Annotated in this window: 19 protein-coding genes and 1 tRNA gene; 11 read left to right on the plus strand and 9 right to left on the minus strand. The window is 55.8% G+C overall.

Going from position 1 to position 23,155, the window contains the following annotated elements; genetic code table 11:
- The first annotated feature begins 44 nt into the window (after positions 1-44).
- The 5 genes from ACSC94_RS05585 to ACSC94_RS05605 all read left to right on the plus strand — a co-directional run bounded on the left by ACSC94_RS05585 (position 45) and on the right by ACSC94_RS05605 (position 5,921).
- Positions 45-1,724 carry an NAD+ synthase gene (locus ACSC94_RS05585; protein ID WP_435642059.1) on the plus strand — a complete coding sequence of 560 codons (1,680 nt, stop codon included), beginning with the start codon at positions 45-47 and terminating at the stop codon, positions 1,722-1,724.
- A 219-nt stretch (positions 1,725-1,943) separates the two neighbouring features.
- Positions 1,944-3,293, plus strand: a complete 1,350-nt coding sequence (gene gltX / locus ACSC94_RS05590) for a glutamate--tRNA ligase (RefSeq protein ID WP_435642060.1) — start codon at positions 1,944-1,946, stop codon at positions 3,291-3,293.
- A 108-nt stretch (positions 3,294-3,401) separates the two neighbouring features.
- Complete coding sequence (locus ACSC94_RS05595) at positions 3,402-4,175, plus strand: RNA methyltransferase (protein ID WP_435642061.1); 774 nt, start codon at positions 3,402-3,404, stop codon at positions 4,173-4,175.
- 68 nt (positions 4,176-4,243) lie between these two features.
- Positions 4,244-4,501: a hypothetical protein gene (locus ACSC94_RS05600; RefSeq protein ID WP_435642062.1), complete on the plus strand. Its 258-nt coding sequence runs from the start codon at positions 4,244-4,246 to the stop codon at positions 4,499-4,501.
- Positions 4,502-4,610: 109 nt separating this feature from the next.
- A complete protein-coding gene (locus tag ACSC94_RS05605) occupies positions 4,611-5,921 on the plus strand; it encodes a hypothetical protein (protein ID WP_435642063.1) in 1,311 nt (436 codons plus the stop codon).
- Between the two features lie 6 nt (positions 5,922-5,927).
- Here ACSC94_RS05605 and ACSC94_RS05610 read toward each other — a convergent pair whose 3' ends face one another.
- The 4 genes from ACSC94_RS05610 to ACSC94_RS05625 form a co-directional block, all read right to left on the minus strand.
- On the minus strand, positions 5,928-6,296 hold the full coding sequence (locus ACSC94_RS05610) for a hypothetical protein (protein ID WP_435642064.1): 369 nt from the start codon (positions 6,294-6,296) through the stop codon (positions 5,928-5,930).
- A gap of 112 nt (positions 6,297-6,408) precedes the next feature.
- Complete coding sequence (rpsD, locus tag ACSC94_RS05615) at positions 6,409-7,026, minus strand: 30S ribosomal protein S4 (protein ID WP_435642065.1); 618 nt, start codon at positions 7,024-7,026, stop codon at positions 6,409-6,411.
- Positions 7,027-7,214: 188 nt separating this feature from the next.
- Positions 7,215-7,973 (minus strand): TSUP family transporter, encoded by a 759-nt coding sequence (locus tag ACSC94_RS05620; RefSeq protein WP_435642066.1) that lies wholly within the window; start codon positions 7,971-7,973, stop codon positions 7,215-7,217.
- Between the two features lie 41 nt (positions 7,974-8,014).
- Positions 8,015-9,409, minus strand: a complete 1,395-nt coding sequence (locus ACSC94_RS05625) for an RNB domain-containing ribonuclease (protein WP_435642067.1) — start codon at positions 9,407-9,409, stop codon at positions 8,015-8,017.
- Positions 9,410-9,780: 371 nt separating this feature from the next.
- Between ACSC94_RS05625 and ACSC94_RS05630 the strand changes: the two genes are divergently transcribed.
- Positions 9,781-10,152, plus strand: coding sequence for a YcgL domain-containing protein (locus ACSC94_RS05630; protein ID WP_435642068.1), 372 nt, complete (start codon positions 9,781-9,783; stop codon positions 10,150-10,152).
- 373 nt (positions 10,153-10,525) lie between these two features.
- Here ACSC94_RS05630 and ACSC94_RS05635 read toward each other — a convergent pair.
- The 3 genes from ACSC94_RS05635 to rpoD all read right to left on the minus strand — a co-directional run bounded on the left by ACSC94_RS05635 (position 10,526) and on the right by rpoD (position 13,728).
- A tRNA-Ile gene (locus tag ACSC94_RS05635) sits at positions 10,526-10,602 on the minus strand.
- Between the two features lie 18 nt (positions 10,603-10,620).
- Positions 10,621-11,745 carry a phosphatase PAP2 family protein gene (locus ACSC94_RS05640; protein ID WP_435642069.1) on the minus strand — a complete coding sequence of 375 codons (1,125 nt, stop codon included), beginning with the start codon at positions 11,743-11,745 and terminating at the stop codon, positions 10,621-10,623.
- A gap of 12 nt (positions 11,746-11,757) precedes the next feature.
- The gene (rpoD, locus tag ACSC94_RS05645) at positions 11,758-13,728 is read right to left on the minus strand and encodes an RNA polymerase sigma factor RpoD (RefSeq protein WP_435642070.1); all 1,971 of its coding nucleotides are present in this window, start codon (positions 13,726-13,728) and stop codon (positions 11,758-11,760) included.
- 97 nt (positions 13,729-13,825) lie between these two features.
- Here rpoD and ACSC94_RS05650 point away from each other — a divergent pair, with 97 nt between their 5' ends.
- Positions 13,826-14,365, plus strand: a complete 540-nt coding sequence (locus tag ACSC94_RS05650) for a hypothetical protein (protein WP_435642071.1) — start codon at positions 13,826-13,828, stop codon at positions 14,363-14,365.
- On the opposite strand, the gene dnaG is transcribed toward ACSC94_RS05650, so the two are convergent.
- Positions 14,347-16,233 carry a DNA primase gene (gene dnaG / locus ACSC94_RS05655; protein WP_435642072.1) on the minus strand — a complete coding sequence of 629 codons (1,887 nt, stop codon included), beginning with the start codon at positions 16,231-16,233 and terminating at the stop codon, positions 14,347-14,349. The genes ACSC94_RS05650 and dnaG overlap by 19 nt on opposite strands.
- A 232-nt stretch (positions 16,234-16,465) precedes the next feature.
- Here dnaG and ACSC94_RS05660 point away from each other — a divergent pair, with 232 nt between their 5' ends.
- Positions 16,466-16,834 (plus strand): hypothetical protein, encoded by a 369-nt coding sequence (locus ACSC94_RS05660; protein ID WP_435642073.1) that lies wholly within the window; start codon positions 16,466-16,468, stop codon positions 16,832-16,834.
- A gap of 145 nt (positions 16,835-16,979) precedes the next feature.
- Here the strand turns inward: ACSC94_RS05660 and ACSC94_RS05665 are convergent, their stop codons facing one another.
- Positions 16,980-17,477, minus strand: a complete 498-nt coding sequence (locus ACSC94_RS05665) for a GatB/YqeY domain-containing protein (protein WP_435642074.1) — start codon at positions 17,475-17,477, stop codon at positions 16,980-16,982.
- A 44-nt stretch (positions 17,478-17,521) separates the two neighbouring features.
- On the opposite strand from ACSC94_RS05665, the gene carA reads away from it, so the two are divergent.
- The 3 genes from carA (at position 17,522) to carB (ending at position 23,140) form a co-directional block, all read left to right on the plus strand.
- Positions 17,522-18,727: a glutamine-hydrolyzing carbamoyl-phosphate synthase small subunit gene (carA, locus tag ACSC94_RS05670; protein ID WP_435642075.1), complete on the plus strand. Its 1,206-nt coding sequence runs from the start codon at positions 17,522-17,524 to the stop codon at positions 18,725-18,727.
- Positions 18,728-18,800: 73 nt separating this feature from the next.
- The gene (locus ACSC94_RS05675; protein WP_435642076.1) at positions 18,801-19,562 is read left to right on the plus strand and encodes a methyltransferase family protein; all 762 of its coding nucleotides are present in this window, start codon (positions 18,801-18,803) and stop codon (positions 19,560-19,562) included.
- Positions 19,563-19,810: 248 nt separating this feature from the next.
- Positions 19,811-23,140 (plus strand): carbamoyl-phosphate synthase large subunit, encoded by a 3,330-nt coding sequence (gene carB, locus ACSC94_RS05680; protein WP_435642077.1) that lies wholly within the window; start codon positions 19,811-19,813, stop codon positions 23,138-23,140.
- Positions 23,141-23,155: the final 15 nt, after the last annotated feature.

Genomic DNA, 23,155 nt, shown 5'->3' on the forward strand with positions numbered 1-23,155 from the left:
TCTTAAACGCGCTATGATCGGGCGGACTGGATGGGGATTATAGGATGACCACGACCATATTGGAACCATTGCATATCACGCTGGCTCAGGTGAACCCGACCGTGGGCGCGGTCACCGCCAATGCGGAAAAAATCCTGCAATATTATGATGATACGCCGGATAGCACCGACCTGATCATTTTCACGGAACTGGCTCTGGCCGGGTATTCGCCGGAGGATCTGGTGTTAAAACCCGCCTTCCTCGCCTCCTGTGCCGCCGCCATTGACCGCATTGCCGCCGCCACCGCGGGTCGCCGCACCCATATCCTGCTCGGCGCACCGATTTCCAGCGGGCAGCCAAAACCGTATAACGCCGCCCTGTTGATCGGTGATGGAAAAATTGTTGAAACGCGATTGAAACATCATCTGCCCAATTACGGCGTGTTTGATGATGAACGCATTTTCACATCCGGACCCCTGCCTGCTCCCATCGCTTTCCGTGGCTACACGTTGGGCGTCATGGTGTGCGAAGACATGTGGTTCCCGGATGTCTCCGCCAATCTAAAACAAAACGGCGCACAAATTTTAATCGCGATTAACGGCAGCCCGTTTGACATGGGCAAGCATGAAAAACGCAGAACGGAAGCCAAAAAACGCACATCCGAAACCGGACTGCCGCTGATCTACACCAATCAGGTCGGCGGACAGGATGCCATTGTCTATGACGGCGCATCCTTCATCATGCGTGAATCCGGCGATGTTATCGCACAACTGGATACATTTTCCGAGGACCGCGCCGACAGCATCTGGACCGCAACCGCCACAGGTGTCCTGTTGTGTCAAACCACGCACACCCGCCACGTCCCCGAAGGCATGGAGCGCATGTATGGCGCGTTGATGCTGGGCCTGCGCGATTACGTCACGAAAAACGGCTTCCCCGGCGTGCTGCTGGGCTTGTCCGGCGGGATCGATAGCGGATTGACCGCCGCCCTTGCCACCGACGCGCTCGGCCCGTCCGCCGTGCATACCGTGATGCTGCCCGGCCCGTATACAGCGCAGGAGAGTTTGGACGACGCAACGGAAAGCGCACGCCTGCTGGGCATCGCACACCAATCCATCGACATTGTTCCAATGGTGCAGGCGTTTGAGAAAGAGCTGGCGTCCAACTTCAACCCCGATACACCATCCATCACATTTGAAAATTTACAATCGCGCAGCCGTGGCGTGGCGTTGATGGCCCTGTCCAACGCGACCAACCGCATGGTTTTAACCACCGGGAACAAATCGGAAATGGCCACCGGGTATGCCACGCTGTATGGCGATATGTGCGGCGGGTTTAATGCGTTGAAGGATGTTTATAAAACCGATGTGTTCGCCCTGTCGCGCTGGCGCAACGCCCACCATCCGGCGGGCGGATTTGGCCCGCACGGTCCGGTGATGCCGGAGCGCACCATTACGCGTCCGCCCACCGCCGAATTGCGCGCCAACCAGACGGATCAGGATTCCCTGCCGCCCTATGACGTGCTGGATGCGATCCTGTTCGCCCTGATCGAAGGGGATCAATCCATCGCCGAAATCGTGGCCGCCGGGCACGATTTGCAAACCGTCACACGGGTGCAGAAATTGCTGGACCGGGCGGAATATAAACGCCGCCAATCCGCCCCGGGCACGAAAATTTCGCGCAAGGCCTTCGGCCCCGACCGCCGTTACCCCATCACCAACGGCTATACGGTTGAAAAACAATAGGTTTTTACACCTAAAGCACCCTTGCACCACGGGGGGTAAAACCGATATATTGCAAAGCCTTAGACCACCCGTCATCCCCGCCCTTGTGCGGGGATCTGGCACAATAAAGGCGCGGCGCAATGCGCCGCACATAACAACTGGATCCCCGTTCGGCGGCGCGGCTTGCGCCGCTTCTGGCCGGGGATGACAGCACTGAGATAAATTTGAAAGGTTTAAACCGTGTCCGTTCGCGTTCGTTTCGCCCCGTCCCCCACCGGTTATCTGCACGTTGGTAACGTGCGCGCCGCCATTGTTACATGGCTGTTCGCGCGCAAAAATGGCGGCAGCTTCCTGCTCCGTATCGACGACACCGATGTGGAACGCAGCAAGCCGGAATACGAAGCCGATATCGAAGCCGCCATGAACTGGCTGGGCCTGAACTGGGACGACCACGCCCGTCAACGCGACCGTGGCGACCGTTACAATGCCGTCATCGAACAATTGAAATCCAGTGGCCGCCTCTACGCCTGCTATGAAACGGCGGAAGAGCTGGCGCTGAAACGCAAGACCGCCCTGTCCCGCGGCCTGCCCCCGATTTACGACCGCGCGGCGCTGAACCTGACCGCCGATCAAATCGCCAAATTCGAAGCCGAAGGCCGCAAAGCCCACTGGCGTTTCAAAATGAACCCGACCGCGATTGAATGGGATGACCTGATCCGTGGCGCGGTGAAGTTTGATGGCGCATTGGTGTCCGATCCGGTTTTGATCCGCGAAGATGGCACGCCGCTGTACCACCTCTGCTCCGTCATCGACGATATTGATTACAAAATCAGCCACGTTGTGCGCGGCGAAGACCACGTATCCAACACCGCCATGCACGTGCAGATGTTCGAAGCCATCGGCGCCCCGGTGCCGCAATTCGCCCACCTGCCGATGATTTCGGATTCCGAAGGCGGAAAATTGTCCAAACGCCTTGGCAGTTTGAGCGTTCGCGATCTGCGCGAAACCGAGAAACTGGAACCGATGGCGATTATCAGCCTGATGTCCCGCCTGGGCAGCGCAGACCCAATTGAACCGTTCACGTCGATTCAACCGCTGATCGATCAATTCGACATGTCCAAATTTTCCAAGGGCGCGCCGAAGTTCGATATGGAAGAACTCCTGCGCCTGAACGCGAAAATCGTTCACGAGCTGTCTTTCGCATCGGTGAAGGATCGTCTGGCCACAATGGGCTTGAAAGATCTGGATGAAAATTTCTGGAATGCCGTGCGCCCCAACCTCGACCGTCTGAGCGATGTGCAGGATTGGTGGAATGTGGCCAACGGCCCGGTTGAACCGATCATCGCCGATTCCGATTTCGCCGCACAGGCCGCCGAGCTTCTGCCCGCCGCCCCGTGGGATGGCACCACATGGAAAGCATGGACCGAAGCGGTGAAGACCGCCACGGGCCGCAAGGGCAAGGACTTGTTCATGCCGCTGCGTCAGGCTTTGACGGGCATGGATCATGGCCCGGAACTGGCCGTGCTGCTGCCGCTGATTGGCCCGGATAAAGCGCGCCAGCGTTTAACCGAAAAACGCGCCGCGGCTTAATACTAGCTCTTTCGTCATACCGGCGAAGGCCGGTATCCATAGGATAGATCGCATGGACCCCGGCCTTCGCCGGGGTGACGATCAGGAAAGAATAACCGAGTTCAAAACATGACCGGAACAGATCGCACACAAATCGACACCCCACAGGACCACGGCCCTGTGGTCGTTCTTGTCGGCGCGCAAATGGGTGAAAATATCGGTGCCGCTGCGCGCGCGATGATGAATTGTGGCGTATCCCGTATGCGTCTGGTCGCGCCACGTGATGGTTGGCCCAACCCGGCGGCGGAGGCCATGTCATCCGGCGCGCTCGCCTTGATGCCGCCTGTCGAAGTTTTCGCCACAACGGCGGAAGCCTTGGCCGATATCAATCACGTCTACGCCACCACCGCCCGCCCCCGCGATATGGTCAAGCACGTCCTGACCGCGCGCGGTGCCGCGGAGGACATGCACACACGGATCCGGTCCGGCGAAAAAACCGCCATCCTGTTCGGCGCGGAACGCAGCGGGCTGGCCAATGATGATGTGGCGCTGGCCCAATCGATTATCACCATTCCGCTGAACCCCGGCTTCTCCTCCCTCAATCTGGGGCAAGCGGTGTTACTGGTCTGCCATGAATTTATGAGCGCGGGCGATGCCACACCGCCGAAACAACTGCCCACAGGTGACTCTGCTCTGGCCACACATGATGCGCTGGTCAATCTGTATGAACGATTGGAGGATGCGCTGGATGATGCCGGGTTCTTCCGTTCGCAGGAGATGAAACCATCCATCGTCCGCAATTTGCGCAACATGCTGGGCCGCACGCAGATGACGGAGCAGGAAGTCCGCACCTTCCACGGCATGATTTCCGTTCTGGCTGGCCGCCGCATCGGGCACGACTGACCCCCGACCATTAAACCCTTTATTAAGAAAATTATGGCAAGTTTCCTGTATCGGAGGAGAGCTTTGCCATGCTGGACTTGCTTATCAATTCGCTGACAACCTATTACGGGCTCGATTGGGTGTCCGTCATTTTCGGCATTTCCGCGACCTATGCTCTGGGCAAACAAAACCGCATTGGCTTCGTCTTTTCCGCCATTTCCTGCATCAGCGGCATCGCCGTGGCCAGCATTTCGGCCCAATATGGCTATGTCTGTTACAACTTCATCCTGATGGCCATGGCCCTGCGCGCCTATACCAACTGGGCCCGGGTCCGCACCGCGCCATAAACGGCGCAAATCCGCCAATTTCCTTCCCCCTTGGCCAAAACTGGACAAGCCCGCCCTTTCGCCGTAGATTCGTCCCATAAAATAAAAAAGACTATAAACAGGGACATATATGATGCCGATAAAAGGCACAGCCGCGCGATGGGGCAAAGCCATCGTTTTATCCTTCGCCCTTGTGGCCGGGTGTCAGACATCGTCCACGATGCCCGACAATGACAACCATCCGCCCTATCCGTCCAGCATCGATACAAGCACCGAACTCACGCATCTGTTTACCCGTCACAGTGCGACGCCCGTTATCGTCCTCAACAGCGTGGCCATTGAAAACGCCATGGACAACGCACCGCACGGCGCGGTCGGCGTTACGGCGGAAACCGTTCTGCCCTCCCTTATCAAAACTTTATCCGGTGTCGCGCCCAGCCCGGACACTGTCGCAATGCTGGGCAGTGCCTATTACAACCGCGCCCCCGTGGCCATTCCCAATCACGAAAATATTGGCAACAACGGATCGGGGCCGCGCAATGATTTGTGGGTTGTCTTTGGCGATTTGCCCGGCATTCCGGAGCATGGAACATTGTTTATGTTCAGCAAAATCCACCCGGACAATTTCAAGAAAATTGCGCCCGATATTGACGTTGACGCCCTGCACATTCCACCGCCGCTGGCTGAACGCTTCATCAAACTGCACGAAGGGTTCCACGCGATTGACACGCGTTATACGGTGGCGATGCACAATCTGCCGCCACTCCATGAATCATCATTTGCGGATTACGCCCGCCATAACGATGCGCGGATGCAGATTGAAGTGCTTCACCAGAAGGCCGAAACCTTTGCCGATGTGGCCAGCGCACTGAAAATGGCACAAGAAGGCCATGCAAAATATTTAACGCCCTATGCCGCATCGCGCGGTATGGCCCAATATTTCCGTCATCTGCACAGCCTTCAACAAGGTGACACCTACGCCGACATGATCATGACGGATGAAACGGGCATGATTGCGGACAAGGTATCGGGATGGCCGGACAACCTGACCTTCGTTCCTCAGCCTTTTACATCGCACAACACGGTGAAGGGATTGTTGATGGTCAATGATTTCGTGGCCCGCACCCCGGTCCACACAATCCGCACCATGACGATGGATGATATTCTGGCCAAGGCCTATGCCATCACCGAAGCCGCAACACCGTCACCAGACACATTGCGCGCGCAAGCATTCTACATGTGGCGTGATATTCGCAAGACATTGGGGGAAACGACGGACCCGCTTATGGCCCAAGATTTTTGCCCGCCGCCCTGTGCCTCGGCCATTACACCCGCGCAACGGGCCGGGGCCAAGGATGCGTATGATGATTACATCAACACACTCAACCGCGCCGTGGCCCCATACCGGAAGCCATCTCCGGCCCCAACACCGCAGTCATAAGGCGCGTTAGAGTTTTGGCGCGCGTGGCTTAAACGGAACAACAACCGATGCCCGGGCCCGCTCAACCTCCGCCGCCAGCGCCGGGCCGTTGGCAATGTGAATATCCATTTCGGCGATCGTGTCCTGCACCGTCTGAATATTGGGGTTGGATAAAACCGTATCGCCCTCGGCCTTCGCCATTTCCAGCAACGCGACCAGATCGGAACGATTGCATGCGCCGCAAATCTTCGCATCCGGCGTGCCCACAATCGCTTCGACATAGCGTGCGCCGTCCATGCTGGATACTTCGTGGTACACCAAGGTCGGACGCGGCTGGAACCGGCCGGACCGGAACAAGGCTTCCAATTCAGTCTTGGGCAGGAATGAATAATTCATGGCGCAATATCCCTCTTCTGATCTTATGGGGGCAACCTACGCAACTTCGTCATAATCGCGCAACAAAAAAGGCCGCCCAGTTGGGGCGGCCTTCTTCGTATTCTTGTGCCGATTAACGGCTGTAATATTCGATGACCAGGTTCGGTTCCATCTGTACAGCGTACGGAACGTCTTCCAGTTTCGGGGCGCGCAGGAATACGGCTTTCTTCGCCTTTTCATCCACTTGGATGTATTCCGGCAGGTTACGCTCTTGTGATTCCAGAGCGGAAATAACCAGACCCATGTCTTTGGATTTCTGACGCACTTCGATGACATCGCCGTCTTTGACTTGGTAGGACGGAATGTTCACGCGTTTGCCGTTCACGGTCACGTGACCATGGTTTACGAACTGACGGGCTGCGAACACGGTCGGTACGAATTTCGCGCGGTAAACAACCGCATCCAGACGACGCTCCAGCAGGCCGATCAGGTTCTGGCCGGTATCACCGCGCAAGCGGGATGCTTCCAGATAGTAGCGGCGGAATTGACGCTCGCCAATGTTGCCGTAGTGCAGACGCAATTTCTGTTTCGCCAGCAACTGTTGACCATAGTCAGACAGTTTGCCGCGGCGTGCACCATGTTGGCCCGGAGCGGTTTGACGCTTGTTGAACGGGGACTTTGCACGGCCCCACAGGTTCAGGCTCAAGCGGCGGTCAATTTTGTATTTAGCACTTGGACGTTTCAACGCCATTGTCGTTTCCTTTCGAACATTATTGTCCCGATATCCATTGGTATTGGCCGAACCATTCGGCCAACGCACCCAAGTCATGGTGCTTTTCGGGAGTGCCCCGGTTTTAGACGGTTTTATGGGATCAAGTCAATGTTTCTGCGCCCTTTTTGGCAGAAAATCGCCCTTTTAAGCGCTTTTAATTTTCATAATCAAAAGAATGTCAGCCGCACACCCTGCCCCAGACAATACAGGCAGACGATTGTGACCAATATCCGGGTGAATTTCTTAAAATGGTGATCGCTCATCCGGTGCAGAATCACCCCCGCCGCCGACGTGCCCGCAATGGCCGCCACCATAAAACCGGGGATGGCCCAGCCCGGAATCGAATCCGGCCACACGGCCTGCCCGCTGACCAACGGCACCAGCGACCCGAAATAGATCAACCGGGTTAAATGCATCGTGCTTTGCGTAAACGCCTTGGTGCCGACGATTTCTTTGCGCGTCAACGGCGCATTGTTATACAGCAAATCCAGCAACGGCCCCACCACCCCCGCCGTCATTTGGACGAAGGTCAAAATAGTCGCGGTGAAAAACGTATGCACCTTGTTGGTGATATACAGCGTCACATACCGTTCACCCGCCATGGCCAGCAACGGCAACGCCCCCATGGCCAGAAACACCACGCCCTTGTCCGGCACGAACCGGACCATCAGCATAATGCCAAACCCCGCCACCATGCCCGCGAAATACGGTGGCAACACCCGCCACACAATATGCCGCCGCCACAAAAAACTGCGCCACGCATTGGACACCAGTTGAATGCACGCATGCACGCTCATCGCCGCGGCAACGGGCATAAAGCCCAGCAAAATCGTCATCAAAATCAACCCACCCGCCATGCCAAACATGCCGGACAGGATCGCGGTAAGGAAGGTTGAGATGGTGATGATCAGAATGATGGGCGACATAAAAAATCTATACCATTTTTACGCCGCCCACTGAAAGGGGCTTAAGGTTTTGGGCCCTGCGGCGCTGGTGCAGGCGACGGCTGGATCTGCCGCGTCATCCGTTTGGCCGCCATGTTCAGGGCGGTTGCGGCATCATAATGGGCGGCCCAGGCGATTTTTTTGCCGTCTTCGGCTTCATTGCATTTCAGGGCGACCATAACAATGTCCACGCCATTCACCAGCAACAAACGCTCCGCCAGTTTTGGCATTTTCCAGCCGCGATCTTTGCATTCCTTGCGCAGGGCCCCGATATCTGTTGTCAGATCGCGCTCCATCGCCTGGTGCGGTGATGCGCCCTGCCCCGCGCGATGCTCCACCCAAATCGTATGCCACCCCGGTTGTGTTGTATGGTCCTGCTTGGTTGTGGCCTTGTTGAACGTTGTCGTCAAACGCTCAACATCCTTGGCATCAGCGACCTGCAATGTTTTACCATCCAGATGACGTGTCAGGATTTTTAAGCCCAGAAAATCGCGATATTTCTGCATCGGCGATGAAATTTTGGCATAAGGCGGCGCCGTACGGACAATCGTATCGATAACATCCAGCGCGATATTGTTGCATTCCAGATCGAAGTTGAAATCTGTCGATGCGTGCAGGACTTTGAAAAATCCCTGCGCCTGTTTGAACGGTGCGGGCAGTTTGTTATCGACGAAATATTCCGCCGCGGCCAGGTTGGTCATGCGCATGATTTCATGGACCAGATCGGTGCCCTCGTACCCCGGATGGGGCGGGAAATGCGGTGCGGATGTCGGTTGAATATTGTCATTCACGGCCAGATTGTTGCAGACCTGCGCCATCTCTTTCGTGCGCTTTTCATGCAGGCGGTGGCCCAAATCCATCCAACGCTGAACATCGGGATCGCCCTTGGCCAGTTCACGCACAATATCGTTGTCATTGCACTGTTTCAGATTTTCAAAAACCGTGCGATCGACGGAATAGGATTTCAAATTCAAATCCGCATCCAGAATAAAGGTGAACGTCACCGTCGGACGTTTCTCACCCTGCTTCAGGTTGAGGCACTTGGTCAGGAATTCATAATTGAACAACGGCTTGTCCGCACCGTAAGCCTGTTGGTGCTTGCGTGCGAATAGTTCCATCGGGTGATGGTTGGGGACCAGAGCCGGAACATCGACCAGACTGGATTCAATCATCCATCCGCCATCATCCGTCGGCTTCATAAAAATTCCATCATCCAACAACCGGGCGCGCGCATCATCAATGGTAATGCCCTGCACCTGACGACGCCCGGAAGAATGGGTCAGCCCCTTCATCCGCCCAACGGCATTAAATTCGACCAGAATATCGTTGGCGGTGCTGGGATTGTTATGGCGGGCCTGCCGCTCTTGAAGCTGCCGCGTCCGTTTTTGGTTGGCATTCTTATTATTGTTACGCTTCATAATCCCATCCCTGCCTCGTGTTTTTCCGAGTTTTATAGCTGAGCCTTTGCCCCGGTTCTTTACGCACACCGGCGACAATAATATGTAAAAAACTATAGCGCAAGGTTTTTGGTAATATGGGGCAATAGACCCCGAAGAAAATCGCCCACCACCCCCTAACTAATTGAATAAAAATACAGTTTTATCCACAAGCCCCCCCCTTGTTAATTGCCCCATACAAACATTTTTTGGAGTAATTTCAACCTTCAATGCGCGTGTTGCCAATGCAAAAATTGTACTGCTTTTACAATCTAGATGTTATGTACTTAGCAACAATAGTAGATTCCCGCGCTCTGTATGTGAGTGGGCCGCTTCACAAGGAATTTTAAAAGATGCAATGCGATATATATGAAGCTAGCAGTAAGGCCATGTTTCTCTTTGTCAAGCATGGCACACCGCCTAGTGATGTCATCCCGCTCTCCTTACAAAAAGAACTGGACACATTAACACTCTTCAAAACGAAAGAACTTATTGAAGAAACGCCGCTTGTTGGGGCAAATCCCAAAGATATTATTAAACGCATAACTGAGCATGGCTATGCCCTACAAAGTGTAGAGGTAAAAACAAGTATCTCTGAGGTTGGTACAGCCGTTGGCGCCGGAATTTTAGTGGCGAGCCTTGGCGCAACGCTACCAATAACAATTGCAGTTTCCGCAGGAGGGTTTGTTTTAGCTCATTTATTCAAGGGGCAAAAAAATGATTGATACAATTATAAAATTCGCCCCAATTTCTACCGCACTACTTTGTGTTTTAACACTGTGGTGTTTTAACCTTTTTAAGAGAAGGCCTTGTCGGCTTGATGATACCATCGTAGTCTTTTTGACGGGCGTATCCTTGCCGACCGCCATCCTTTTAATTTTTAGCGGCTTTAGCAAAGATCTTTTGAGCAAGTTAATCAATCTGGAAACGTATGTTCCTCTCGCGGGCGTTGCTCTTCTTTATGTCAGCTGTTCGAGCCTGCACGGAAAATTTAAATCTCAATAGCCTAAGGTTAAACACAGCAGCTTGCCTCACGTCTGAGCTCCCTGCGGGTGGATTCCAACTCATTGAGATAATAATGGATTTTCAGGGGAAAAATGGTGGGCCAGGCCGGACTTGAACCAGCGACCAAACCGTTATGAGCGGTCCGCTCTAACCAACTGAGCTACTGGCCCTTTTCATCTATTGTCGTATCAGGGTTGTACGGCCCTATCAAGGGGGGCGGCGGACTGGATGTCGGGCTTTTGCCCGGCTTTTTCGCCCATTTTCCGGCGCAAAGCCCACCCGGCCACAGCCCACAGGCCCGTGATGATCACGATGCTGACATAGCCATCAATGGCATAGTGCCAGCCCAGAACGACCGAACCGACCATAATGGTGGTAAAGAACGCCCCCATAAACGCCATCACCCACCAGCGCCGCACGGCAAAGCCATACAGCACCAGCAACCACGCCACGGCGACATGCATGCTGGGCATCGCGGAAATGGCATTCATGTCCAGCTTGGTTTCATCACCCCATAAATCTTTCAACGTCACGGCAATATCCAAAGCGCGCAGCGGCGTTTGTTCATGAATGGCCTGCAAGGCGGCCAGATGCGCGGTGTATCCGTTCAGTGGCAGGTCCGGGTAAAAGTCCTTCAGATAAATCGGCCCGACGGAGGCCAGCGTAATCGCCAACCCCGTGCCAATCACCATCCACGACACGCAATACACCCAGAGATATTGCAAACGCCGCACGCGGTTGCGGTCACAGAACACAACCCATGACGTGGTACCAAACATCACCGGGAACCAGAGAATATAAATCTTATCAATCGCGCGAATAATCCATGGGTGCGCGTACAACCCACCCAGCCAGTCCATGGCCGAGCGCCCGCCGTGAAAAATTTCTTCCCAATGGATCATCATTGGGTCCCAATGGTAATTGTCCAGTAAGGGCAGAAGCCCCTTGCCGATAAAGAACTGGCTGAGGCCAATAATCGCCACCGTTCCCAAAATGGTATCGGCCAGAACAGGCCATGTCGTATAGGGATGGATGATCTGGTCAAAAATCGTATGCAGCCGTTGGGTGAACCCCTTGCGCCCGCCGGGCACCGCCGCGAAAATCGCCCGGCCATACGCCAGCGCCAGCAACACGCCCCAGAACGCAAAGGCGATCAGCAAAGCCATCAGGGCATAGCCAACACCCTGCAACAATTCCCGTGCCGGAACGCCAAGCCCGAACACCGCAACACCGGACACAACCAGATAATAAGCAAACACGACCACGATCAGAGATCCGTGGTCGTGCCATGATTGTTTCCAAGTACCGGACATTGACGCCTGTGCTTATGTATCCAGGAAGCTGCGCAGTTTGCGCGAGCGGCTCGGGTGTTTCAGTTTGCGCAGGGCCTTCGCCTCAATCTGACGAATACGCTCACGCGTCACGTTAAACTGTTGCCCCACTTCTTCCAGCGTGTGGTCGGTGTTCATGCCGATACCGAAACGCATCCGCAGGACGCGTTCCTCACGCGGGGTCAGGGTCGCCAGAACGCGCGTGGTTGTTTCACGCAGGTTCGAGTGAATGGCCGCATCAACCGGCAGAAGCGCGTTCTTGTCTTCGATGAAATCGCCCAGTGTCGAATCTTCTTCGTCACCGATCGGGGTTTCGAGGGAGACCGGTTCTTTCGCAATCTTCAGAACCTTACGCACCTTGTCGAGCGGCATGTGCAAACGTTCGGCCAGTTCTTCCGGTGTCGGTTCGCGGCCGATTTCGTGCATCATCTGGCGGCTGGTGCGCACCAGTTTGTTGATCGTTTCGATCATATGCACCGGAATACGGATGGTCCGGGCCTGATCCGCGATGGAGCGCGTGATCGCCTGACGAATCCACCATGTGGCATAGGTCGAGAATTTGTAACCGCGGCGATATTCGAATTTATCAACCGCCTTCATCAAACCGATGTTCCCTTCCTGAATCAAATCCAGGAATTGCAAACCACGGTTGGTGTATTTTTTGGCGATGGAGATAACCAGACGCAGGTTGGCCTCAACCATCTCTTTCTTCGCACGGGCGGCTTCGCGTTCGCCCTTCTGCACCGTACCAACGATACGGCGGAATTCACCCAACGGCACGCCCGCATCGTCGGTCACCGTTACGATTTGCGTACGGATTTCACCAACTTCGGACACGTGCTTCTCGGCAAACTTGGCCCAGCCCTTGCCCGCCAGCTTGGCAACCTTGGTCAGCCAGTTCGGGTCGAGTTCGGAACCATAGTAGTTTTGCAAAAATTCTTCGCGCTTCACGCCGCAATCAACGGCCAGACGCATCAAGCGCCCTTCCAGACTGACGACTTCGCGGTTCATTTTATACAAACGGCCAACCAACTGTTCGATACGAGCGTTGTTCAAACGCACTTCGTTCATCAGCTCGACCATCTGCGCTTTCAGATCGTCATATTTCTTGTTCGTCGCGGCCGGGGGCTGCTTGGCGTTTTGCAGATGTTCAAAACGCTCCTGCTGCACCTTCTGCATCTTTTTGTAGGTTTTCTGAATCTTCGAGAAGCTTTCAGACACCTGCGGCAGCAATTCCTGTTCCATCGCGGACAGGGACACGGCGTTTTCTTCTTCGCCGCCTTCTGCGCCCTCGGCATTTTCACCTTCGGGTTCGTCCAGATCATCCGCCGGCGGTGCGCCATCGCTGGAATCGCCATAGGTGGCATCCAGGTCAATGACTTCGCGCAGGAGGATATCGCCCTTCTGCAGCGCTTCGTACCAGGCAATCATGGATTCAATGGCCAGCGGGCTTTCGCAAATGCCGCCAATCATCATTTCACGGCCAGCTTCGATCCGCTTGGCAATCGCAATCTCACCCTCGCGGGACAGCAGCTCAACCGAGCCCATCTCGCGCAGGTACATCCGCACCGGGTCATCGGTCCGGCCAGAATCGTCGGAACTGATATTACCGCCGGTCTGGTATTCTTCGCCCTTCTCGGCGTCTTCAACATCGTCTTCGCTATCGACCAGTTGGATGCCCACATCGGACATGGTCGCCATCGCGTCTTCGATCTGTTCCGAGGAAAACTCCTCAGCCGGAATCGCGCTGTTGATTTCGTCATAGGTCAGGAACCCACGGTCCTTACCCTTGGTCACCAATTTCTTGACGATGGATTCCAGCGAGCCGCGCGGCTTGGCCGGGGCGTCGTCGGTTGTGGCTTCTTGCTGTTGTCCTTTTGCGGCTTTGTCCGCAACGGGGGCTTTCTTGCCCTTTGCGGCCTTAACATCATCTTCAACCGCAGGAGGTGTTTGTTTTACGCTCATCTTCGTGGAACCGACGGAACCTTTTGCATTCTTGTTTTTGTTATCTTCAACCTTCGGCTGAGGAGCCGTTTTCGTCGCCGTCACCGGCTTCTTGGCAATGGGCGGTGCCTTCGGCGCGGCCGCCTTCACCACTGGTTTTGCGACAGGCTTGGCCTGCGGTTTAGCCGCAGCTTTTGCCGGGGCCTTCGCTTGTGGTTTTACAGGCTGCTTGATCGGAGCCTTTGCTTTCGACGGCGCGGGCTTTGCGGCAGGCTTGGTGGATTTGGTCGGCTTGGCCACGGGCTTCGCTGTTTTTTTAGCGGGCGCGGATTTCGCAGCCTTTGCTGATTTCGGTGCTGGCTTCGGCGCCGGTTTCTTGGCGGCGACCGGCTTCACTGTTTTGGTTTTGGCTGCGGATTTAGACGCGGCCTGTGTCTTCGATTTCGTCGGAGCTTTTGCCGGCACGCGGGTTACCTTTTCTGTCTTCTTTGCGACCTTGGCCACGCGCGCAACCTTCTTGGCTGCTGCGGCGGAACCTTTCGCTGTTTTACCTGTTTTCTTGACTGCCATTCCCAACCCGTATCACCCGAATCCGAACATGGAATTTAACCGTATTTTCCACGAAAAATCAAAGCGCTTTCACCCTTGCCCGTCATGATCCTGACGCGCCTGATGCAAAGCGAGAATGCGCTGTTCATTTTCCGTACTGAAGTCCCCGGCCAAAGTCTGGCCCGCAACACGCAGTTCCTGGCGTTCGGCCTGGTCATAAAGTGACCTGATCGTTTCCGCCCACCCCTCACGAACATCCTGCGGTTCTGCTAAGGGACGAGCGAATCCAGCGTGCACATACATAGTGTCTGACGCCAGATTTTGCAATTCTTTATCAAAGCCATATGCACTTAAATGGTCATAAAACGGCGTTTTTTCAAGGTTTGGGGCCTCGGACAGGGTCCGGATCATCATTTGGCGCAAAGAATCGAGCCGCGAATCGGACATGGACAGGGCCCCGAACTGCTCCTCTACCTCTTCGAACAGCCACGGATGATTTAACAGAATCAAGAGCAGGATCGAATGTGCCCTGCGCTCCTTCTCCACCACCGGGCTGCGCAAGGGGGGCAAATCGATCTTCCGGCCTTTGGCCTTGGGCCCCATATCGCGCCCGAACCCACGCCCGCCCATACCAGAGCCGCGCGATGCGTTTTGTTTGGCGCGATCCAATTCCCAGAACAGATTGCTGCTCTTCTTCAGCAGCAGCTTGCGATACTGGTCCTGCACCGCCTTGTCCACGATGCGCGCGGTTTCATCCAGCCATGTGCGCTCCAACCCGGCGCGCTCTTCCGGTGTATTAAAATTGCGGCCCTCGGTCTGGCTCATCCAGATAAAATCCGCGAGCGGCATCGCCGTGTCGATAATGGTCTGGAACGCCACCGCGCCCTTGGTTTGAATCAAACTGTCCGGGTCTTCCCCTTCGGGCAGAAACGCAATGCGCGCCGAATGATCCGGGCGCAAATGCGGCAAGATGCGTTCACACGCGCGCGCCGCCGCACGGCGTCCGGCATTATCACCGTCGAAGCACAGCACCGGAACCTTCATGTCGCTGGGGATCATCTTCCACAACACGGCGATCTGGTCTTCGGTCAGGGCGGTGCCCAACGGTGCCACCGCGCCCGTGAACCCAGCGCGCCAACACGCAATCACATCCAGATAACCTTCGACCACGATCAACGGCTTGCCATCAATCGCCGCCTGCCGCGCGTGCGGCTCACCGAACAGCATCCGCCCCTTGTGGAACAACGGCGAGTCCGAGGAGTTGATATATTTCGGCGGTTTCGATTGCGACGGATCGATGGGGCGCAAATGTTCCGGCAACACCCGGCCACCAAACGCCACCACGCGCCCACGCCGATCCGGCACAGGGAAAATCACACGGTCGCGGAAGAACGCATACAGGTCATTGTTACGCGTCGATTTGCGCGCGACCCCGGCATCCAGAATTTGTTTTTCGCTGAACCCCTGCTCCCGCAGGAATTTGGGCAGCGCGCCACCATCCGCCGGCGCAAACCCGACCGAGAACGCGGACAGCACATCATCCGGCAATCCCCGTTCGCGCACATAGTGGAGCGCGTCACGATGGGCGGGGCTGTGCAATTGATCCTGAAACCATTTGGTGGTGGCCGCCATCAGGGCATGGAGATCTTTTTCCTGTTTGGCGTGCTCGACATCCTCACGCGTCTGGCGCGGCACTTCCAACCCGGCTTGCGGGGCCAGAGCCTCAATCGCCTCAATAAAGGACAAATTGTCATGCCGCATGACAAAGCCCACCGCATCGCCATGCGCGCCGCATCCGAAGCAATGGAAGAATTGCTTGTCATCATTCACATAGAAAGACGGTGATTTTTCCCCGTGGAACGGACAGCACGCTTTATATTCGTGCCCAGCGCGGACAAGCTTCACCCGCCGCCCGATAATCTCGGACAGGGACAAACGGTCACGCAGCTCTTGCATAAAACGCGGGGAAATCGACATATCCGGGTTTTTAGCAGACCGCCCCCCCATAAACCAGACCCAAACCAGCCAAATCCCCACATGGGCCCCATACAGCCGCATGAACCTTACAGGCCAGTAAGGTTTCGTTAACCTTTTTCCCAGAATGCTGGGATATTCTGGAACACTAAATAGATAAAACCCAAGGCTTTGCTAACGTTTTGGCAAAGGTTTTACGTTAACCTTTAGGCTGGGGTACGGTTGGGAGAGATTGATGACAGAGAAATTATACGCACGGTTTGCGATCGCAAAGCCAACGGGCAAGGTGTCGCTGACACGCGAGTTCGTGGAAGTATCCGGCACGAATATCAAAGATATGACCCTGCCCGACAATGTCGTGCGGGTTGATTTCTTTGCGGACATCACCGCCCAACAACCGGCGAAGCGCGTCTTCCTCGGCGTGGATCAGGTGTACAGCAAATCCGACATCGACCACCATTACGGTGAATTTTTCACCCACCAGATCGAAGAAGCGGGCGGCAGCCATGCCGTTCTTCTGACCGGCCTCGGCAAACTGGTCCCAGCGCAGATCGGCGACGAATTTGTGCATACGGACGGATTGCATCAGATGGCGATTGCCTGATGCGGGCATCCATATAACACACCGTCATCCCCGCGTAGGCGGGGATCCGGCAAAGAACCGGCAAAGAAAATGTGCGCGAGGTTATGCCTCGCGCACTTCGTTTATGACCAGACCCCCGCCTACGCGGGGGTGACAATTTAGAGAATTAGCCAGCCAAACGCTGCTTCACCATACCGCTGACCTTGCCCATGTCCATCTGACCGGCATAACGTTCCTTGATCGTCGCCATGACTTTGCCCATCTCGCGGATGTCGGTCACGTTCATTTCGGCCAGCACGCGGTCGATCGCGGTTTTCACTTCGGCTTCGTCCATCTGCTTCGGCAGGAAGCGGCGGATGATGGCAATTTCGGCAACTTCGCGATCGGCCAGATCCTGACGCGCGGCATCGGTATAGGTCTTGGCCGACTCTTCGCGTTGCTTGATCATCGATTGCAACATGGACAGGATTTCGCTCTCGCTGATCCCCTCGCTGTTGCCCAGACCGCGGGCGTTGATATCCCGGTCTTTCAGGGCCGCAATGATCAGGCGAATCGTCGACAGCGCGATTTCGTCCTTCGCCTTCATGGCTTCTTTCATTGCGGTGTTGAATTCTGCACGTTTTTCCACGTTTTTATCCTTTAATTCGATCATGTCTTCCGGCATGCTGGCCCCTATATCTGGACTCACCCCCGACAGGAGAACACACCATGCTCGACGTTTCTAACGCCAAACAGCCGCATAATGCAACCGGTGTCCTTGTTTTGGCTGATGGAACAGTGTTTTGGGGGCGCGGATTTGGCGCGGCCCGGGCCTGTGTCGGGGAAATCTGCTTTAACACGGGGATGAGCGGGTATCAGGAAATCCTGACCGACCCCTCCTACGCCGGACAGATCATCACCTTCACCTTCCCCCATATTGGCAATGTCGGGGCCAATGATCTGGATATGGAAAGCACCAAACCCGCCGCCCGCGGCATGATCGTGCGCGAAGATGTGACCGAGCCATCCAACTGGCGCGCGATTGAGGGGCTGGATCAATGGATGAAATCTTATGACATTCCCGGCATCTCCGGTTTGGATACGCGCGCATTGACCCGCCACATCCGCGACCACGGCGCCCCGAACGGCGTCATCGCCGTCAGCCCCAGTGGCGACTTCAACATCACCGCCCTGAAGAAAATGGCCGCCGAATGGCCGGGCCTGAACGGCATGGATCTGGCCAAAGATGTGACGTGCGAAAAAGAATATGTCTGGACCCAAACCAACTGGGATGCGGACAAAAACGAATATGGCAAAGTCGAAGACCCGGAACACCATGTTGTCGCCATCGATTTTGGCATTAAACGCAATATCTTGCGTAATCTTGCTGCAGCAGGATGTAAGATCACCGTCGTCCCCGCCCAGACCAGCGCGGAAGACATTCTGAAGCACAAACCGGACGGCATCTTCCTGTCCAACGGTCCGGGCGACCCGGCCGCGACCGGAACCTATGCCGTTGCGACCATCAGCAAACTGATCAAATCCGGCACGCCGATCTTTGGCATCTGCCTTGGCCACCAGCTTCTCGCCCTCGCCCTTGGCGGCAAGACGAAAAAGATGGAACTGGGCCACCGCGGCGCCAACCATCCGGTGAAAGATTTAACCACCGGAAAAGTCGAAATCACCAGCCAAAACCATGGCTTCCGCATTTTGCCTGATACTTTGCCGCAAGATGCGGAGGTGACCCATGTCAGCCTGTTCGATGGATCAAACGAAGGATTAAGACTGAAGGGTAAGCCTGTGTTTTCAGTGCAATATCACCCGGAAGCATCCCCCGGCCCGCGCGACAGCCATTATCTGTTCCAGCGCTTCGTCGATATGATGAAAAAAGCCGAAAAAACGGAAAAAACAGAACCAGAGGAAAAGGCGGCGTAAAAGCCGCCTTTTTCTTGCCCACATCCGGGATCAGGTTGTAAAAATAAAACTCGTTTCCACGGAGTGTAAAAACATGAAACTGCATGAGTTAATGATCCGCCACGGCCATTCGATGTTCCGCTGGCGCAGCTATATCCCCCTGTTCTTTATTGGCCCGCTGCTGCTGGCCTTCCGCGAAAGCGCCCATATTGAAGCCATGGTCGGCGACGCCGCCGAAGATGTCTGGGTGCTGTTCTGCTTTATCCTGTCTTTGTCAGGCCTCGCCCTGCGCGCCTTTACCGTCGGCTTCGTTCCAGCGGGCACGTCGGGCCGCAACGCCAAGGAACAGCGGGCCGAGGTTTTGAACACAACCGGCATGTACTCGATTGTTAGAAATCCGCTCTACCTTGCGAATTTCATTATCATTTTGGGCGTCCTGCTGTCTGTCAAAGTTTGGTGGCTGGCGGCGCTCGCCTCGCTGGTGTTCTTCGTCTATATGGAACGCATCATCCTGACCGAAGAAAGCTTCCTTTTGGGCAAATTCGGCAAGGCCTATAGCGACTGGTGTGAAAAAACCCCGGTGATCCTGCCGAACTTCAAACTCTGGAAACCATCGACGATGAAATTTTCGATGAAGACGGTTCTGCGCCGTGAATACCCGGGTCTGCTGGGCATCGGCACCGCCTTCTTCGTGACCGAAATGATTCAGGATCTGGTGTACGAAGGCGAAGCGTTTCGTGAATGGATCGCCGAGGATTATATCTGGCCCATCACATACGGACTCATTATCGCAACTTGCCTGAGTTTGCGGCATCTGAAGAAAAATACGGATCTTCTGAAAGTTGAGGGGCGGTAACGCCCCTTTTCTTTTATGCCACCGTTTCTCCGCCCGTCACCCCGGCGAAGGCCGGGGTCCATACGATCCACCCTATGGATACCGGCCTTCGCCGGTATGACGAGAAGGATGAGAATGACAATCATGGGGTCATATGCACTTTTGTGGATAAGCCGCTTGCCCTTTTGCATACGCAATAATACACAATAGGTCTCGGGCCATGAATCACCTACACTGATTCCGTCATTTTCAAGGGACCGAGATCCATCATGCCAAAACGTCACGACATTCAATCCATCTGCATCATCGGCGCTGGACCGATTGTTATTGGGCAAGCCTGTGAGTTTGATTACTCCGGCACGCAAGCCTGTAAGGCCCTGCGCGAGGAAGGATACAAGGTTATCCTGATCAACTCGAACCCGGCCACGATCATGACCGACCCGAACATGGCGGATGTGACCTATATCGAGCCGATCACACCCGAGATTGTTGCAAAAATTCTGGAAAAGGAACGCCCGCACGCTTTGCTGCCCACCATGGGTGGGCAAACGGCGCTGAACACTGCGCTGGCCCTGCACGCCAACGGCACGCTGGACGCGCTCGGCATTGAACTGATCGGTGCCCGCGCCGATGTAATCGCCCGGGCCGAAGACCGCGACCTGTTCCGCCAGTGCATGGACCAGCTCGGCCTCGAAAGCCCGAAGAGCATTACCGTCACAAATTTGTTCGAAGCCATCGACGCCCTGTCCCATATCGGCCTGCCCTGCATTATCCGCCCGTCTTTCACGCTGGGCGGTACGGGCGGCGGCATTGCCTATAACCGCGAGGAATTTGAAACCATCGTCCGCGAAGGGCTGGACGCATCCCCGGTGCGGCAGGTTCTGGTCGAGGAATCCGTTCTGGGCTGGAAAGAATATGAGATGGAGGTCGTGCGCGACCGCAACGATAACTGCATCATCGTTTGCGCCATCGAAAACATTGATCCGATGGGCGTGCATACCGGGGATTCCATCACCGTCGCCCCGGCGATGACCCTGACCGACAAAGAATATCAACGGATGCGCGATGCCTCTATCGCTGTCCTGCGCGGGATTGGCGTGGAAACCGGCGGATCGAACGTGCAATTCGCCGTGAACCCGGACGATGGCCGCATGGTCGTCATTGAAATGAACCCGCGCGTGTCGCGCTCCTCCGCCCTCGCCTCCAAAGCCACAGGCTTCCCGATTGCGAAAATCGCGGCAAAACTGGCGGTCGGGTATACGCTGGATGAACTGCAAAACGACATTACGGGCGGGCTGACCCCGGCCAGCTTTGAACCGACCATTGATTACGTCGTCACGAAAATCCCGCGTTTCGCGTTTGAAAAATTCCGCGGCACGACCAATATCCTGACCACATCGATGAAATCGGTGGGCGAAGTGATGGCGTTTGGCCGCAGCTTCGAGGAATCCATCCAGAAAGCCCTGCGCTCGCTGGAAAAGGGCCTGACCGGGTTTGATGAAGTTGTGATTGGCGAAGGCAACGGGCTGGAACCGCACCCGGACCATGTCCGCGCCGCCATCGCCCGCCCGACGCCCCAGCGTATCCTGTATATCGCGCAAGCCATGCGCCATGGCATGAGCATTGATGACATTCACGCCATCACCAAATTCGACAAATGGTTCCTGAACCGCATTGCCGGAATTATCGCCACGGAAAACAAACTGCGCGTTGGTGGCCTGCCCCGCGACGCCGCCGGGTGGATTGCCGTGAAGAAAATGGGCTTTTCCGATGCCCGTCTGGCCAAATTGATGAACGTCACCCCGGACATGATCCGCACCGCCCGTCATAAAGTGGGCGCTCTGCCTGTGTTCAAACGCGTCGATAGTTGCGCCGGCGAATTGCCGACCAGCACGGCGTATATGTATAGCTGCTACGAAAATGTCGGTGCGGAAAACGAATGCAACCCGACCGACCGCGAAAAAATCATCATCCTGGGCGGTGGCCCGAACCGGATTGGTCAGGGCATTGAATTTGATTATTGCTGTGTTCATGCCGCGTACGCTTTGAAAGAAGCGGGTTATGAAACCATCATGATCAATTGCAACCCGGAAACCGTATCGACCGATTATGATACGTCCGACCGTTTGTATTTCGAACCACTGACCAACGAAGACGTGATCGAAATTATCCGCGCGGAACAACGCAAGGGCAAGGTCAAGGGCGTGATCGTCCAATTGGGCGGTCAAACCCCGCTGAAGCTGGCGCAGGCGTTGCAATCCGCCGATATTCCAATTCTGGGCACCAGCCCCGACGCCATCGATCTGGCCGAAGACCGCCAGCGGTTCCAAAAATTGCTGCATCAAATGAAACTGCGCCAGCCGCCAAACGGTTTGGCCCGGTCCGAAGAGCAGGCCGTTAAGCTGGCCGAGGAACTCGGCTTCCCGCTGGTCATCCGCCCGTCTTATGTTCTGGGTGGGCAAGGCATGGAAATCGTCCACAGCATGGACGAGCTGAAACGCTACATCAAAACCGCCGTTCAGGTGTCCGGTGATACCCCGGTCCTGCTCGACCGCTACCTGCGCAGCGCCATTGAAATCGATGTCGATGCGCTGTGCGATGGCACCGAAGTGGCCGTGGTTGGCATCATGGAGCATATTGAGGAAGCGGGCATTCACTCCGGTGACTCCGCCTGCGTCCTGCCGCCGCACTCCCTGCCCTATAAAACCGTGAAGGAAATTGAGAAGCAGACGATCCGTCTGGCCAAGGCCCTGAAGGTCAAAGGGCTGATGAACGTCCAGTTCGCCGTGAAGAAAAACCGCGATACGGGCGAACACGACATCTTTATTCTGGAGGTCAACCCGCGCGCCAGCCGCACCGTTCCGTTTGTGGCCAAAGCCACGGGTGTTCCGGTCGCCAAAATCGCCGCGCGTTTGATGGCGGGTGAAATGCTGAGCACCTTCACCACGCAATTGCGCGGTATGGATCAGGAACATACGGCGGTGAAGGCCCCCGTCTTCCCGTTCTCCCGCTTCCCCGGTGTGGACCCGATCCTCGGCCCCGAAATGAAATCCACCGGCGAAGTCATGGGCATTGACCGTGACGTGGCCGTGGCCTTCGCCAAATCGCAAATCGCCGCTGGCACCCATTTGCCGCTGGAGGGCACCGTGTTCCTGTCCGTGAAAGATTCGGACAAGGAAGCGTTGGTTCCGATCGCGCAGGATCTGGTCGATATGGGCTTTAACCTTGTCGCCACCGGGGGTACATGCGTGTTCCTGAAGGCGCAGGGCCTGCCCGTCACCCGCATCAACAAAGTGATGGAAGGCCAGCCGCATATCGTGGATGCAATCATCAACGGGCAAATCCAGTTTATGATCAACACCACCAAGGGCCCGCAAGCCGTGACCGACGCGACATCCATCCGTCGTCAGGCGCTGACCTATCGCATCCCGTATTACACGCTGCTGTCCGCGGCGCGGGCGGGAACGATGGCCATTCGCGCCCTGCGCGCCAAACCGTTGGAAGTGGCATCGATCCAAAGCTATTTCGGCGTGGACGGCGAAGGCATCTTCAGCCCCGCCGATCTGGATATCCCACAGGATATGCAGGCGGCGGAGTAACCACGCCCCTATTTC

Origin of the sequence: Micavibrio aeruginosavorus, assembly GCF_051245535.1 — a bacterium.
Lineage (GTDB): Bacteria > Pseudomonadota > Alphaproteobacteria > Micavibrionales > Micavibrionaceae > Micavibrio > Micavibrio aeruginosavorus_D.